The organism is Sphingobium sp. SCG-1 (genome assembly GCF_002953135.1).
Taxonomy (GTDB): domain Bacteria; phylum Pseudomonadota; class Alphaproteobacteria; order Sphingomonadales; family Sphingomonadaceae; genus Sphingobium.
The window spans coordinates 776,825-790,126 of sequence record NZ_CP026372.1; the positions used below are offsets into that span (position 1 = coordinate 776,825).

Consider the following 13,302-nt stretch of genomic DNA (forward strand, 5'->3'; position numbering starts at 1 on the left):
AACCGATGGAAACGGTATTGATTACTGGCGGCGCGGGGTTTATCGGTCGTTTCGTTGCAAAGGAACTCCTAAATCGCGGCAATAATGTCCGTGTTCTCGATAGCCTCATAGAACAGGTGCATGGCGGCACTGGCAGACCTGACGATCTTGATGACGATGTAGAATTGATAGAGGCCGATGTTCGCGACGGAGACGCGGTTAAGCGTGCTCTACGTGGAATTGACAGCGTCATTCACTTGGCGGCCGAGGTCGGCGTAGGTCAATCGATGTACGAAGTCGAACGCTATACGTCGGTGAACGACGTCGGCACCGCCGTACTTTTCGAAAAGCTGATCGATAATCCCGTTCGTCGCGTCGTGACTGCCTCGTCGATGAGCATCTATGGGGAGGGTCTCTATCGCGATGCCGACGGCGGGCTGGTCGAGAATGCCGAGCGTACCGCGCTACGCGATCATCAGCGCAATTGGGAACCCGTCGACGGACAGGGACGCCCGTTGTCGCCGGTCGCCACGCCCGAATGGAAGCGGCCTAACCTGGCCTCGATCTACGCGCTCAACAAATATGTTCAGGAGCGCACAACGCACATCATGACCGCGCCGTATGGCATGGAAGGCGTCTGCCTGCGCCTGTTCAACGTCTACGGACCGGGGCAGGCACTTTCCAATCCCTATACCGGCGTGCTGGCGATCTTCGCCTCGCGTTTGCTGAACGGCCAGTCGCCGATGATCTTCGAAGATGGCGAACAGCGCCGCGACTTTGTGCATGTGAGCGACGTTGCCCGCGCCTTCGCCGATGCGCTCACATTGCCGCAGGCGGTGGGGGGCACCTACAATATTGGCTCAGGTCAGGACCGCTCCGTCAACGAAGTTGCCCGCGAACTCGCCCGCGCGATGGGCAAGAACCGGATCGAACCGGAGATCGTCGGTAAGGCGCGGACCGGCGACATCCGCCACTGCTTCTGCGATACCACCAAGGCGCACGACGATCTTGGCTTTCAGGCGCAAACAGACTTCGGCGAAGGCTTGGCCGAACTCGCCGAGTGGGTCGCGCAGCAGACCGCCAGCGATCGCGTGGAGCAGGCGCGGGCGGAGCTTGAGGCACGAGGACTGGTCGCATGACCGCTGGCGATCCCCGGCCCGTACTCGTGACCGGCGGGGCAGGCTTCATCGGCTGCAACCTCGCCGATCGCCTTGCGACCGACGGGCACGATGTGATCGTGTTGGACGCGCTGCGGCGGCCCGGCGTGCAGCGCAATCTCGACTGGCTGCTGGAGCGTCACCCTTGTCGCATCCGCGCGGTCATCGACGATATACGGGAATCATCCGTCATCTTCAGTTTCATGAAAGAGGCCAAGGCCGTCTTCCATATGGCCGCGCAAGTCGCCGTGACGACCAGCATGACCGACCCGCAGGAAGATTTCGACATCAACCTGCGCGGCACCTTCAACGTGCTCGAAGCGGCACGGCAATGCGGCACCCGCCCGCCGGTGATCTTCGCCTCCACGAACAAGGTCTATGGCGATCTTGGCGATGTACCCCTTGCGTTGACGGCCGGTGCGTATAGGCCGACCGACGACGCGATTTCCGCAAACGGCATTGGCGAAGATCGCCCGCTCGATTTCCACACACCCTATGGCTGCTCAAAGGGCGGCGCGGACCAGTATGTACTGGACTACGCCCGCAGCTACGACTTGCCGACGGCGGTGCTCCGGATGAGCTGCATCTACGGTCAGCGACAGATGGGCACCGAGGATCAGGGTTGGGTCGCGCATTTCCTCATACGAGCGCTCGAAGGCGCGCCGATCACGCTATATGGCGACGGGCATCAGGTGCGCGACATCTTGGACGTATCCGATGCCGTTGACGCGTATCTGGGTCTTTGGCGCAACATCGATCGGCTAAGCGGGCGTGCCTATAATCTGGGCGGCGGGCCGCAGAATGCCGTCAGCCTCCGCCAGTTGCTTGGCCATGTCGAGGATCTGCTCGGCACCTCGCTCGACATCCGTTTCTCCGACTGGCGCGCGGGCGACCAGCGTTACTTCGTCGCCGACCGTCGCGCAGTCGATGCGGCGCTCGGATTGAACAGGCCGAAGGACTGGCGCGAGGGCGTCGAGGCGTTGCTGCAATGGCTCCGCACGGAACGGGAGCCTGTCGATGCACCCATGGCGGTACAGGCATGAGCCGAACGCGCCTGTTGATGACCGCCGATGCGGTGGGCGGCGTCTGGCAATATGCCACCGATCTCGCCGCTGCGCTCCAGCCGCTCGGCTATGAGACGATCCTGGCGGTCCTTGGTCCTGCGCCCACGAGCGCGCAACGGCAGGAGGCGGAGCGGATCGCGGGAGTAACCGTGCGGCATGTACCCGTGGAAGTGGACTGGCTGGCGAGCGGTCCAGACGAAATTGCGGCAGGGCGCGCCATGCTGGGCCAACTGGCGCGCGAATTGCGCGTCGATCTCGTCCAGATAAACAGCCCGGCCTTCATCGGCTGCGGCACATTCAATGTGCCAACCATCGGCGTCATGCATAGCTGCGTCGGCACATGGTGGGATGCGATGGAGGGCAGCGCCCTGCCGTCCGACTTTCTGTGGCGCACCCGGATGATCGCGGAAGGACTGGGGAACGCCGACGCTATCGTTGCACCTAGCCGCGCCTTTGCCGAAGCGGTGCAGCGGCATTATCGCCTCCTTCGCCAGCCTCACGTCGTGCACAATGGCCGCACAGCGGTTTTGGCAGCACCGCGAGCCATGCACGATTGCGCCATCACGATCGGGCGGTTGTGGGACGCGGCTAAGAACGTCCGCGTGCTGGATGCCGCGGCGGCCAAGCTGGCCATCCCGTTCAAGGCTATCGGCGCGGTTACTGGTCCGAACAGCGAGACGGTAACGCTCGAACATCTGCACATGATCGGTCAACGCGACAATCAGGCTGTCGCGGAATGCCTCGCAGCCCGCCCGATCTTCGTATCGGCAGCACGCTACGAGCCTTTTGGCCTCGCGGTGCTGGAAGCAGCCCAAGCAGGATGCGCATTGGTCTTGTCCAACATCCCGACCTTCCGAGAGCTTTGGGAGGGCGTCGCAACCTTTGTCGATCCGCAGGATGCGCAGGGATTCGCTGACGCTATCGAAGCCATCGTCGGCGACATTCCCCGCCGCCGCGAGGCGGGCAAACGCGCCCGCAAACGGGCCTCCCGGTACACGGCGCAGGCGATGGCGCGCGGCATGGACACCATTTACCGCAGCCTCATGCAACAGAAAGCCGCCGCATGAAGATCGTCTATTTCACGCATTCGCTGCAATCATGCTGGAACCACGGCAATGCCCATTTCCTGCGCGGCGTATTGCGCGAATTGGCAGCGCTCGGTCATGAGGTGGTGGCGCTCGAACCGGAGGGCAATTGGAGCCTCGCCAACCTGCTTGCCGATCACGGCACGGCAGGGCTGATGCCGTTCCGCGACGCTTATCCAAGCTTGCGGAGCCGCAGCTACCAAACGGTGCCCGAGGCTTTAGGCTATCTCGACGATGCCGATCTGGTGATCGTCCACGAATGGAACGAGCCCGCGCTGGTCGCCGCAATAGGCAGCGCCCGGTTGCACGGCGGGCACTTCACCCTGCTTTTCCATGACACGCATCACCGTGCCGTCAGCGATCCCGATGCGATCCATGCGTTCGATCTGGAGTGCTATGACGGCGTTCTCGCGTTCGGCGAAGCCTTGCGCCAGGTCTATCGGGATTGGGGTTGGGGCAACCGCGTCTGGACGTGGCATGAGGCGGCGGACGTTCGGCACTTCCACCCGCCTTTCATGGAGCGGCAGCGCGCCGGTCTCGTCTGGATCGGTAACTGGGGCGATGGCGAGCGGACGCAGGAACTGGAAAGCTACCTGTTCGAGCCTGCGCGCGCGGCGGAGTTGCCGCTCGATATCCATGGTGTGCGCTATCCGGAAGAGGCGCTTGCGACCCTTGAGCGTTATGGCGTCGCCTATCGCGGCTGGGCGCCTAATGCCCGCGCACCAGAGATATTCGCGCGGCACCTTGCGACCGTCCATGTGCCGCGCCGCTACTATACGACGATATTGCCGGGCATTCCGACGATCCGCGTGTTCGAGGCGCTCGCCTGCGGTATCCCGCTCGTTTCGGCACCTTGGGAGGACAGCGAAAACCTGTTGCGGGTGGGTCAGGACTTCCTGATGGCGCAGGATGGCAAGGCGATGACCGCGCATCTGCGTGCGATCGCCCATGATGCCGACCTCCGCAGTGCACTGGTGCGCAATGGCCTTGAGACCATCCGTGCCCGCCACACTTGTGCGCACCGTGTCCGCGAATTGCTGGACATCGTCGGCACGCTACGGCCCGATCAAGAGATGGCTACCCCACAACTCGAAGGGAGCGTCGCGTGAAGATCGCCTTTTACGGGTCCAGCCTGCTATCCTCCTACTGGAACGGCGCGGCGACCTATTATCGCGGCATATTGCGCGAATTGGCAGCGCGTGGGCACGCCATCACCTTCTATGAACCCGACGCGTTCGATCGCCAGCAGCATCGTGATATCGATCCGCCGGAATGGGCGCGCGTCGTGGTCTATCCCGCGACGGCCGAAGCATTGGCCGAGGTGATCGCCGAAGCAGCGCAAGCCGATGTCGTCGTAAAGGCGAGCGGTGTCGGCGTGTTCGACGACGAACTGCTCGAAGGCGTAATGGCGTCCGCCGCACCGCATGCGTTGCGCATCTTCTGGGATGTGGACGCGGCGGCGACGCTTGATGAAATGCGGGGGCAAGCGGATCACGTGGTTCGTCGCGCCCTGCCGAAGCTGGACATGGTTCTGACCTATGGCGGCGGGCAGCCGGTGATCGACGCCTATCGCGGGTTTGGCGCGCGAACTTGTATCCCGGTCTATAATGCGCTCGATCCGACGAGCCACTTCCCGGTCCCGCCGGATCCGGATTTCCAGTGCGATCTCGCTTTCCTCGGCAACCGCCTCCCCGACCGGGAGGCACGTGTGGAAGAGTTCTTCCTGCGCGCTGCCGCGCTGCTGCCTGATCGGTCATTCCTGATCGGCGGCAATGGGTGGGAGAGCAAGGCGATGCCCGCAAACGTCCGCCATCGCGGCCATGTCTATACCGCGCAGCATAATGCCTTCAATTGCACGCCGCTGGCCGTCCTGAATGTGGCCCGCGACAGTATGGCAAGCATCGGTTTCTCGCCTGCCACGCGCGTGTTCGAAGCGGCGGGCGCTGCCGCCTGCCTTATCACTGACGCATGGGAGGGGATCGAGATGTTCCTCACGCCCAATGAGGAAGTACTGGTCGCCCGCGACGGGCAGGACGTAGCCGACCATCTCTCCGCACTGACGGTCGAGCGCGCGCGGGAAATCGGTCTGGCCGCTCTGGCCCGCGTGAAGGCGGAGCATACCTACGCGCTACGCGGTGCGCAGGTTGATGAAATCCTGTCCACGCAGGCATCCATGCTCTCGGCAGCAAGGCTGGAAAGAGCATGAAGCTCGTCGTCCTGGGCCTCAGCCTGTCGTCGTCGTGGGGCAATGGCCATGCCACGACGTACCGGGCGCTCCTTGCGGCCTTTGCCGCGCGCGGGCACGAGATACTGTTCCTCGAACGTAACGTCCCCTGGTATGCGAATGCGCGGGACTTCGACCAGCCGGATTATTGCCAACTCGCCTTCTACGAGACTCTGGACGACCTTGCAGAATGGCGCGAAGCCATTGCCGGGGCCGACGCCGTCATGGTGGGTTCCTATGTTCCGGATGGCATTGCTGTCGGCCAGTTCGTGCAGCAAGTCGCGCGAGGAACGACCGCTTTCTATGACATAGACACGCCGGTCACACTGGCAGCGTTGGAACGAGGCGACTGCGCCTATATTTCGCCCGAGTTGATCCCCGGATACGACATCTATTTCTCGTTCACGGGTGGTCCAACCCTCTCGCGGCTAGAGCAGCAATATGTTTCTCCGGCGGCGCGCCCGCTCTACTGCTCGGTCGACGTGCAGTCTTACATGCCGCTGGATGTGCCGAAACAGTGGGACTTGAGTTACCTCGGCACCTATAGCGACGACCGCCAACCGACATTGGAGCGGCTACTGATCGAACCTGCTCGCGCCCGTCCTGATCTGCGCTTTGTCGTGGCAGGGCCCCAATATCCCGATACGATCGAATGGCCGGACAATGTCGAGCGGATCGCGCATCTCCCCCCGGCGCAGCATGCCGCCTTCTATTCCGCCTCCCGCTATACATTGAACGTGACGCGTGCCGACATGATCGTGGCAGGCTGGTCGCCTTCAGTGCGGCTGTTCGAAGCGGCGGCATGTGGCACGCCTATCATCTCGGACGTCTGGCCGGGCCTCGACAGTGTGTTCGAACTGGAGTCGGAAATACTGCCTGCGACAAGCGGAGAAGACGTGGTGGCGGCACTCGACCGGGAGGGCGCGCGCATCGGCGAAGCGGCGCGCAGGCGCGTCCTTACCGCTCACAGCGCAGAGCATCGCGCCGCCGAACTTGAGGCCTATCTGAAGGCCGCTCACGCATCGGCGGCTTCGGCAGCGCTCGCACAAAACGCACAATGATAATGAACAGGACGGGACACGCATGACACGCACGGAAGAGACCTACATCCTTGTTGCAGGCGGGGCGGGCTTCATCGGTTCGCACCTGTGCCGCGCCTTGCTCGATTCTGGCCATTCGGTGATCTGCGTCGATAATCTGCTGACGTCGCGTCGTGAGAACCTGCGCGATCTGGAGCCGCATCCCCGTTTCACGTTCATCGAGGCCGATATCGTCGAGCCGCTGCCCGAGCAACTGCGCGCGCCCGACCTGAAGATCAGCCGCATCTACAACATGGCCTGCGCCGCATCGCCGCCGCTCTATCAGGCGGACCCGGAACATACGATGCTCACCAATGTGATGGGCAGCGACCGGCTATTGCGACTTGCGGAAGAAAAGGGCGCGCGCTTCCTGCTGAGTTCCACCAGCGAAGTCTATGGCGATCCGGAACAGCACCCTCAGCGCGAGGAATATCGCGGATGGGTCAGCTGCACTGGTCCGCGCGCCTGTTATGACGAGGGCAAACGCGCAGCCGAAGCGATGACGTTCGATTTCGCCCGGCTCGGCCGTGCAGACGTTCGCGTCGCGCGAATTTTCAATACCTACGGCCCGAACATGGACCCCAATGACGGGCGCGTGGTCTCGAACCTGCTATGTCAGGCGCTGACGGGGCAGGAGATCACCATCTATGGCGATGGATCGCAGACGCGCAGCTTTTGCTATGTGTCGGACATGGTTGATGGGCTGATGGCGTTGATGGAGGCTGAAGTAGACGGTCTAACGCCAATCAATCTTGGCAATCCGGAGGAGTATAGCGTGGCCGAGCTAGCCGAGCAGGTGATCGCTCTGGTCGGCACCCGCGCGAAGGTTGTACACAAGCCGTTGCCCATCGACGATCCGCGCCGCCGCCGTCCCGACATCAACCTCGCCCGTCAACATCTTGGATGGGTGCCTAAAGTGCCTCTTGCCGAGGGACTGGCGCATACCTGCGCATGGTTTTCCACGGAAGTCAGCGCGAACGAAGGGTTGTGCCCGATCGCGGCCGAATGAAGATCGGATGACTCCGCTCAATCTACCTGAGTTGGGGAGGGCGACGCATCCGCAACGTCTCGACGGCCTTGCGATAGGCAAGATCCCAATCGAATTGATCGCGCATTTCCTGCCGCTTCTGCCCATGTCGTTGGTTACGCTCTTCGGCATAACGCATATCTTCTCTCCGTTCGCCCCGCTCTACCATCTCTGGTTTACGGCTCTGTGACGCTCGTCACGTCAATGCTCATCTGCGGACTCGCGAGGCTGAGCGTAAAATATGATGCACGGGCCGTCGGAACAATCTTCTGGGCACTAACACAGATCAGGCGGCCTTGAAGCCTTGGCGTCACGTAGGGAAAGGTAATTTCAATGGTTTAGCGTGGACCCATCCTGCGCCTGAGTGGTTGCATAACTGAGTCCGCAGATCCTGTCAGGAGGACACTATGGATGGTTTGTATGGAATGATGAGCGTCGCAGGGCCGATACTGCTCGCGGCGGTTCTGCTCTACGCAATATGGAGCAACAGGAGAAAACGAAGTGCTGCCGATCTCGCGGAGACAGAGCGCGGGACAAGGGCGCTCCGTGAAGAACTGAATCGGGAGGATAAGGCGCGTTCAACGAGTGCGGTGACTCCATCAACATCCTCAAACCCCGGCGTCGTCCGGCAGGAGGATGAGCCGCACGGAATAGCTCGACCCAATCTGTCGACCGAGCATCAGCCTATCGGTGGCGCCCAGCATCCCCGCGATACGCTGGATCGCGAGCCGAAGCGCGACCCGCTCTCGAAAGGCGCGATCCCAAGCAATTACGATCCAGCCACGAGTAAGCGGGTCGGAGACGGTGAGACGGCTGCGGACGCGGAAGCCGCTCGCGTGGCCAAGCCGGGACGGGCCTGAACCATAATGTTGTAAGCGGACGCCGGTTCACATGCGTTAACGCAGTGACCGGCCCAATCCTTCAATCTGGCGGCTCGTCAACGCAGTCGCCTGCGCCAAGCTAAAGAGGAAAATATGCAATTGTCGCATAACGCCCTGGTAGCGGTCGTCGATGGCAGCAAGATGCTGTTTTTCAGGAATGAGGGGGATGCGGTCCATCCGAACCTGACTGTCGAATATGGGGAAGAGAAGCCCAACCCGCCGGATCGCGATCAGAAGACCGACGCACAGGGACAAAGGCCGTCAAGCGCCACCCCCGGTCAGGAGTCCACTGCCGAAACGGATTATCATCGCCAAGCCAAGGACGAGTTTGCCGCACATGCCGCCGAGGAATTGAAGGCGCGCGCGTTGCGCAATGATTTCGACGATCTCGTGATCGTCGCCGCACCGAAGGTGCTGGGCGAAATGCGCAAGCATTACCACAAGGAAGTATCTGCACGGATACGGGCGGAAGTACCCAAGGATCTGACCGGCCACACGCCAGACCGGATCGAAGCCATATTGTCGGAGAAAGTGTAGGCCATGCGCACGGCGCTGTTCCTCTTGACCATGCTCGCTGGTTCAGCCGTCGTCGCATGGCGGAGCAGCAGGCGGCATGAACCGGCGTTGTGTCGGCGGACGCAGGACCGGCTGACGCTTGCAGCGGTTCCTACAGCCGCTGAGATCAACGTGCCGATTAGCTGAAGATGCGTATCCACCACCTGAATTGCGGCACCTGCTGTCCGGTCGGGGGACGCCTTTTTGACGGCGCGTCCGACGGACCGCTGGCACGGCTCGTCTGCCACTGCCTTTTGATTGAAACGGAGAGCGGGCTGGTGCTGGTGGATACCGGCTTCGGTACACGCGACATTGCGCATCCGCGGGAGCGACTGTCTAACTTCTTTCGCGCCTTGAACAACATTCAACTTCGCACTCAAGAAACCGCGTTGGCGCAGGTCAGGGCGCTGGGGTTGGATCCGGCAGACGTTCGTCACATCGTCATCACCCATCTTGATTTCGACCATGCAGGTGGAATTGAGGATTTCCCCAACGCTATAGTGCATGTGACGGCGCGCGAAAAAGATGCCGCTTCCCATCGCAATGGCGGCGCATTCGTTGGCACGCGGCGCTATCGCCCGCAGCAATGGGATGAGGATGTGTCCTGGCGGCTGTACCCGTTTGGCACCGGAGAAGGCTGGTTCGGTTTCGACGCAGTGCGCGATCTGGAAGGATTGCCGCCGGAGATATTGCTGATTCCGCTGGCCGGGCATACGTGGGGCCATTCCGGTGTGGCGGTGCAAGGACCGGACGGCTGGCTGCTCCATGCGGCAGATGCCTATTTCTACCGCGGGGAGATCGGATCGAAAGCCTATGAATGCCCACCCGGCCTGCGCGGATACCAGAGCTTGATGGAGGTCGATCGCGGTGCCCGGCTGCGCAATCAGGCGCGTCTGCGGCAACTGTCGCTCGAGCATGGCGAGCATGTTCGCATCTTTTGCGCGCATGACGCGGTTGAGTTCGATTTGCTCAGCAGCGCCGCATGACTCCGAACGAAATGGCGGGTACTTCGATCGGGTTGATCCTCGCGGGCGGCATCGGCCTGGGCGCATTCCAGGCCGGACTATTCGAGGCTTTACAGGAAGAGTCGGGGCTCCGGATTGAAGTTGTTGCGGGATCGTCTATCGGCGCCATCAATGGCGCGATCATTGCCGGCAACGCGCCCGAAAACCGGCTGGCGATGCTCAGCCGCTTCTGGCAGCGAGTGGAAACCGAAACCTTTGCCGCTCTCCCAAATTTTATGGAGAATGATGGCTGGCATAAAGTGCAGAGCATCACGAGCACGATAATGGCGCGCATCGGCGGCGTTCCGGGATTGCTGCGCCCATCCGCTGTCGCATTTACCAAGGCGGGCTGTGGCCCGAGCCTCTATGATGCCTCGCCCACGCGCCAGACGCTTGAAGAACTCGTGGATTTCGGTCTGCTTAATTCCGGTAGCGTGCGCTTCTGCCTTTGCGCGACGGATATCGAAACTGGTGAGCCAGTCTTCTTCGACACCCATGCAGGGGACAGGATCACGCCTGCCCACATCCTCGCCAGTGGCGCGCTGATGCCCAATCTTCCGGTGGTCGAGATAGACGGGCGGTTTTTTTCCGACGGAGGCCTGTCCGCCAACGCGCCGATGGAGCCTTTTCTTTCATCGGAGCGGCAGGGCGACCTGCCACGATGGATGGTCCTGGCCGATCTGTTCACGCGTCGCGGAGCGCCGCCGCAGTCCCTGGCCGAGGCGGCAGAGCGCGCAAATGATCTGAAATACGCGATGCAAACGCATGTGCGTCTGGCAGGGTTGGTGCGGGAACGAAGGCTTGAAGCCGCGGCACCGCAAAAGAGCGGTGGGCGGGGAACCGACCTTATCGTGGTCGATCATCATGAACCCGATGAGCCTAGCAGGATGGAGAAGGTGTTCGACTTCTCGCGCGCGACGCTACGCCGGCGTTGGTTCGCGGGCCGTGAAGCCGCGCAAGCGGCACTCGAACAAATACGAAAGGGAGGGGCGGAAGCTGCACCGGGTCTTCGCGTTCACGATCTGACGTAATCGCGAAGCAATTGGACGTCGCTGCATTGGTGGCGCGGACCTTGTCCATTGCCATGGTGTTGATGTGGTGGATGACAAATCGCTTGGAACAACCGCATAATGGAGAGCAAACATGAGCCATGTTGAAGACCGCGACGAGGAAGCCGCCCGCAACCGTGGTGCGCCGCCAGCGGAAGGTGTGGGTGAAGTTAAGGGCTCCGGCGCTGGCGCAGGCGGCGGAGGCAATCCGGAAGACTATGATGTCGATGCGGTTGGCGGCAGCGGCGTTGGCACGTCCGGCCAATCCTCCCCGCAACCGGTAGAAGGCGACGAAGAGGTCGCCCCGCCATCTGAGGGATCGCCGAAGGGCTGAGGAATTGGCACCGCGCTATGATGGGTTAGCGGCACGGGACTCATCATTTGGCTGCGGCGCGCTAAAATGAAGACATCCCGACCCAATCGCTCGTGGGTATCAGGGAGACGGCCCCGCTGCTGACCCGCAATCACGCGGGGCCGTCACTCCTTAAGATCGCAGCACTTCGCGCAATGCCGTCCAGGCTGCGTACTTTACCGAAAGGTCGACGGCGTGTGCGGGGCTGCTGGATGGCAGTGGGATCAACGCCAGCTCTTTCACGGGCGCCAAGGCTTTCACGCCTTGCATGAACGCCGTTTTCCCATTGAATGCGACCGCGGCCAGATTGGGCAGCGTGCCTACGAAATCCACCAGCATATTGGGTTCGATGTCCCGCATGGCGGCATCCAGACTGCCGCGCCGGCTGGCGCTCGCCACCACATCCCAAAGCCCGATCCGGTGCTGTCGGAGCGTAGCCAACCGATCGGAATAATCCAGCGCCCTGAGTGGTACGTCTATTACGCCGCCTACCAGATTCCAGAAGTGGTTGCGCGGATGTGCGTAATATTGGCTCGCCTGCAATGACTTGTCGCCGGGGAGACTGCCAAGGATGAGCAAGCGCGTGTCGGCATCAACAATCGGAGGTAGTCCCCGTTTAAGATCGTCGGCATTGCTCACCCTTGCATTGTAGTGGAGCGTCAGTTGGCTGTCATGCCCGGCTTGAGCACGATCTTCGTGACCTCATTCTGATGATCGTGGAACATCTTATAGCCCTCCGCAGCCTGCTCCAGCGGCAGATGGTGGCTGATGAGGAAGGTCGTGTCGATCTTGTCCTCCTGGATCGCGTTGAGGAGCGCTGGCATATAGCGCTGCACATGCGTCTGCCCGGTTTTCAGCGTCAGGCCTTTCTCCATCAGCGCGCCCAAGGGGAATTTGTCGACGAACCCGCCATAGACGGCCGGCATGGAGACGCGGCCGCCCTTGCGGCAGGCAATGATCGCCTGACGGATCGCGTGGATGCGATCGGTGCCAAGGAAGGTCGATGCCTTAACCTGATCCAGCACATTGTCGAGGAACAGGCCATGCGCCTCAAGTCCCACGGAATCGATCACGGCGTCGGGGCCGATCCCTCCCGTCATTTCCATCAACGCTTCGTAGGTTTTGCTTTCCTTGAAGTTGATGGTCTCCGCACCGAACCGGCGCGCCAGCTCCAGCCTGCGCGGAAAATGGTCGATGGCGATGACGCGTTCCGCACCCATCAGGAAAGCGGATTGAACGGCAAACAACCCGACAGGACCGCAGCCCCATACGGCGACCGTATCGCCCGGCTCTATCTCGGCATTTTCCGCCGCCATCCAGCCGGTCGGCAATATGTCGGACAGGAACAGCACCTTGTCATCGTGCAGCCCGTCGGGGATCACGATGGGTCCGACATCGGAATAAGGCACGCGCACATATTCTGCCTGCCCGCCCGCATAACCGCCTGTCAGGTGGCTATAGCCGAACAGCCCTGCCATTGGATGCCCGTACATTTCGCGGCCAATATCCTGATTGTCGGCAGGGTTGCTGTTGTCGCAGGCGGAATATTGCTGCTTCCCGCAATGATAGCAGGAACCGCAGGAGATGGTGAACGGCACCACGACCCGCTGCCCTTTCTGGAGCGTGCTTTTGGCGCCGGTTTCCACCACTTCGCCCATGAATTCATGGCCCAGGATGTCCCCCTTCTGCATCGTCGGAATGTAGCCATCGTATAGATGCAGGTCCGATCCGCAGATTGCAGTTGAGGTGATCTTGATGATCGCATCGCGTGGGTTGATGATTTCGGGATCGTCCACCGTTTCCACGCGAACGTCGTGCTTGCCGTGCCATGTCAGTGCGCGCATCG

Annotated in this window: 15 protein-coding genes; 13 read left to right on the forward strand and 2 right to left on the reverse strand. The window is 61.6% G+C overall.

The features are described 5' to 3' along the window. Positions 1-5: 5 nt before the first annotated feature. The 13 genes from C1T17_RS03505 (at position 6) to C1T17_RS03565 (ending at position 11,438) form a co-directional block, all read left to right on the forward strand. Positions 6-1,118 carry an SDR family NAD(P)-dependent oxidoreductase gene (locus C1T17_RS03505; protein WP_104952237.1) on the forward strand — a complete coding sequence of 371 codons (1,113 nt, stop codon included), beginning with the start codon at positions 6-8 and terminating at the stop codon, positions 1,116-1,118. Continuing rightward, a complete protein-coding gene (locus C1T17_RS03510; protein WP_104952238.1) occupies positions 1,115-2,179 on the forward strand; it encodes an NAD-dependent epimerase/dehydratase family protein in 1,065 nt (354 codons plus the stop codon). Before C1T17_RS03505 ends, C1T17_RS03510 begins: the two co-directional genes overlap by 4 nt. After that, positions 2,176-3,267, forward strand: a complete 1,092-nt coding sequence (locus C1T17_RS03515) for a glycosyltransferase family 4 protein (RefSeq protein WP_104952239.1) — start codon at positions 2,176-2,178, stop codon at positions 3,265-3,267. Before C1T17_RS03510 ends, C1T17_RS03515 begins: the two co-directional genes overlap by 4 nt. Further along, positions 3,264-4,394 (forward strand): glycosyltransferase, encoded by a 1,131-nt coding sequence (locus C1T17_RS03520; RefSeq protein WP_104952240.1) that lies wholly within the window; start codon positions 3,264-3,266, stop codon positions 4,392-4,394. The genes C1T17_RS03515 and C1T17_RS03520 overlap by 4 nt, the downstream gene beginning before the upstream one ends. Beyond that, positions 4,391-5,491 carry a glycosyltransferase gene (locus C1T17_RS03525; protein ID WP_104952241.1) on the forward strand — a complete coding sequence of 367 codons (1,101 nt, stop codon included), beginning with the start codon at positions 4,391-4,393 and terminating at the stop codon, positions 5,489-5,491. Before C1T17_RS03520 ends, C1T17_RS03525 begins: the two co-directional genes overlap by 4 nt. Beyond that, the gene (locus tag C1T17_RS03530) at positions 5,488-6,570 is read left to right on the forward strand and encodes a glycosyltransferase (RefSeq protein ID WP_104952242.1); all 1,083 of its coding nucleotides are present in this window, start codon (positions 5,488-5,490) and stop codon (positions 6,568-6,570) included. The genes C1T17_RS03525 and C1T17_RS03530 overlap by 4 nt, the downstream gene beginning before the upstream one ends. A 22-nt stretch (positions 6,571-6,592) precedes the next feature. Then, entirely contained in the window at positions 6,593-7,597 is a 1,005-nt protein-coding gene (locus C1T17_RS03535; protein ID WP_104952243.1) for a UDP-glucuronic acid decarboxylase family protein, read from the forward strand. Between the two features lie 7 nt (positions 7,598-7,604). Then, positions 7,605-7,805, forward strand: a complete 201-nt coding sequence (locus C1T17_RS03540) for a hypothetical protein (protein ID WP_104952244.1) — start codon at positions 7,605-7,607, stop codon at positions 7,803-7,805. A gap of 217 nt (positions 7,806-8,022) precedes the next feature. After that, on the forward strand, positions 8,023-8,475 hold the full coding sequence (locus C1T17_RS21540) for a hypothetical protein (protein ID WP_223262774.1): 453 nt from the start codon (positions 8,023-8,025) through the stop codon (positions 8,473-8,475). 114 nt (positions 8,476-8,589) lie between these two features. Further along, positions 8,590-9,033 carry a host attachment family protein gene (locus tag C1T17_RS03550; protein WP_104952245.1) on the forward strand — a complete coding sequence of 148 codons (444 nt, stop codon included), beginning with the start codon at positions 8,590-8,592 and terminating at the stop codon, positions 9,031-9,033. A 167-nt stretch (positions 9,034-9,200) separates the two neighbouring features. Next, positions 9,201-10,037 carry an MBL fold metallo-hydrolase gene (locus tag C1T17_RS03555; protein WP_104952246.1) on the forward strand — a complete coding sequence of 279 codons (837 nt, stop codon included), beginning with the start codon at positions 9,201-9,203 and terminating at the stop codon, positions 10,035-10,037. Beyond that, positions 10,034-11,086, forward strand: coding sequence for a patatin-like phospholipase family protein (locus tag C1T17_RS03560; protein WP_104952247.1), 1,053 nt, complete (start codon positions 10,034-10,036; stop codon positions 11,084-11,086). The genes C1T17_RS03555 and C1T17_RS03560 overlap by 4 nt, the downstream gene beginning before the upstream one ends. A 112-nt stretch (positions 11,087-11,198) precedes the next feature. After that, a complete protein-coding gene (locus C1T17_RS03565; RefSeq protein ID WP_104952248.1) occupies positions 11,199-11,438 on the forward strand; it encodes a hypothetical protein in 240 nt (79 codons plus the stop codon). A gap of 150 nt (positions 11,439-11,588) precedes the next feature. On the opposite strand, the gene C1T17_RS03570 is transcribed toward C1T17_RS03565, so the two are convergent. Both C1T17_RS03570 and C1T17_RS03575 read right to left on the reverse strand, forming a co-directional pair. Further along, positions 11,589-12,095, reverse strand: a complete 507-nt coding sequence (locus tag C1T17_RS03570; protein WP_104952249.1) for a DNA-deoxyinosine glycosylase — start codon at positions 12,093-12,095, stop codon at positions 11,589-11,591. A 20-nt stretch (positions 12,096-12,115) separates the two neighbouring features. Further along, entirely contained in the window at positions 12,116-13,300 is a 1,185-nt protein-coding gene (locus tag C1T17_RS03575; RefSeq protein WP_104952250.1) for a zinc-dependent alcohol dehydrogenase, read from the reverse strand. Positions 13,301-13,302 lie beyond the last annotated feature (2 nt).

Bases quoted from the DNA above. Each gene is read 5' to 3' on its own strand.
- C1T17_RS03505 (WP_104952237.1), top strand. From the start codon at position 6: ATGGAAACGGTATTGATTACTGGCGGCGCGGGGTTTATCGGTCGTTTC.
- C1T17_RS03510 (WP_104952238.1), top strand. From the start codon at position 1,115: ATGACCGCTGGCGATCCCCGGCCCGTACTCGTGACCGGCGGGGCAGGC.
- C1T17_RS03515 (WP_104952239.1), top strand. From the start codon at position 2,176: ATGAGCCGAACGCGCCTGTTGATGACCGCCGATGCGGTGGGCGGCGTC.
- C1T17_RS03520 (WP_104952240.1), top strand. From the start codon at position 3,264: ATGAAGATCGTCTATTTCACGCATTCGCTGCAATCATGCTGGAACCAC.
- C1T17_RS03530 (WP_104952242.1), top strand. From the start codon at position 5,488: ATGAAGCTCGTCGTCCTGGGCCTCAGCCTGTCGTCGTCGTGGGGCAAT.
- C1T17_RS03535 (WP_104952243.1), top strand. From the start codon at position 6,593: ATGACACGCACGGAAGAGACCTACATCCTTGTTGCAGGCGGGGCGGGC.
- C1T17_RS03540 (WP_104952244.1), top strand. From the start codon at position 7,605: ATGACTCCGCTCAATCTACCTGAGTTGGGGAGGGCGACGCATCCGCAA.
- C1T17_RS21540 (WP_223262774.1), top strand. From the start codon at position 8,023: ATGGATGGTTTGTATGGAATGATGAGCGTCGCAGGGCCGATACTGCTC.
- C1T17_RS03550 (WP_104952245.1), top strand. From the start codon at position 8,590: ATGCAATTGTCGCATAACGCCCTGGTAGCGGTCGTCGATGGCAGCAAG.
- C1T17_RS03555 (WP_104952246.1), top strand. From the start codon at position 9,201: ATGCGTATCCACCACCTGAATTGCGGCACCTGCTGTCCGGTCGGGGGA.
- C1T17_RS03560 (WP_104952247.1), top strand. From the start codon at position 10,034: ATGACTCCGAACGAAATGGCGGGTACTTCGATCGGGTTGATCCTCGCG.
- C1T17_RS03565 (WP_104952248.1), top strand. From the start codon at position 11,199: ATGAGCCATGTTGAAGACCGCGACGAGGAAGCCGCCCGCAACCGTGGT.
- C1T17_RS03575 (WP_104952250.1), bottom strand. From the start codon at position 13,300: ATGCGCGCACTGACATGGCACGGCAAGCACGACGTTCGCGTGGAAACG.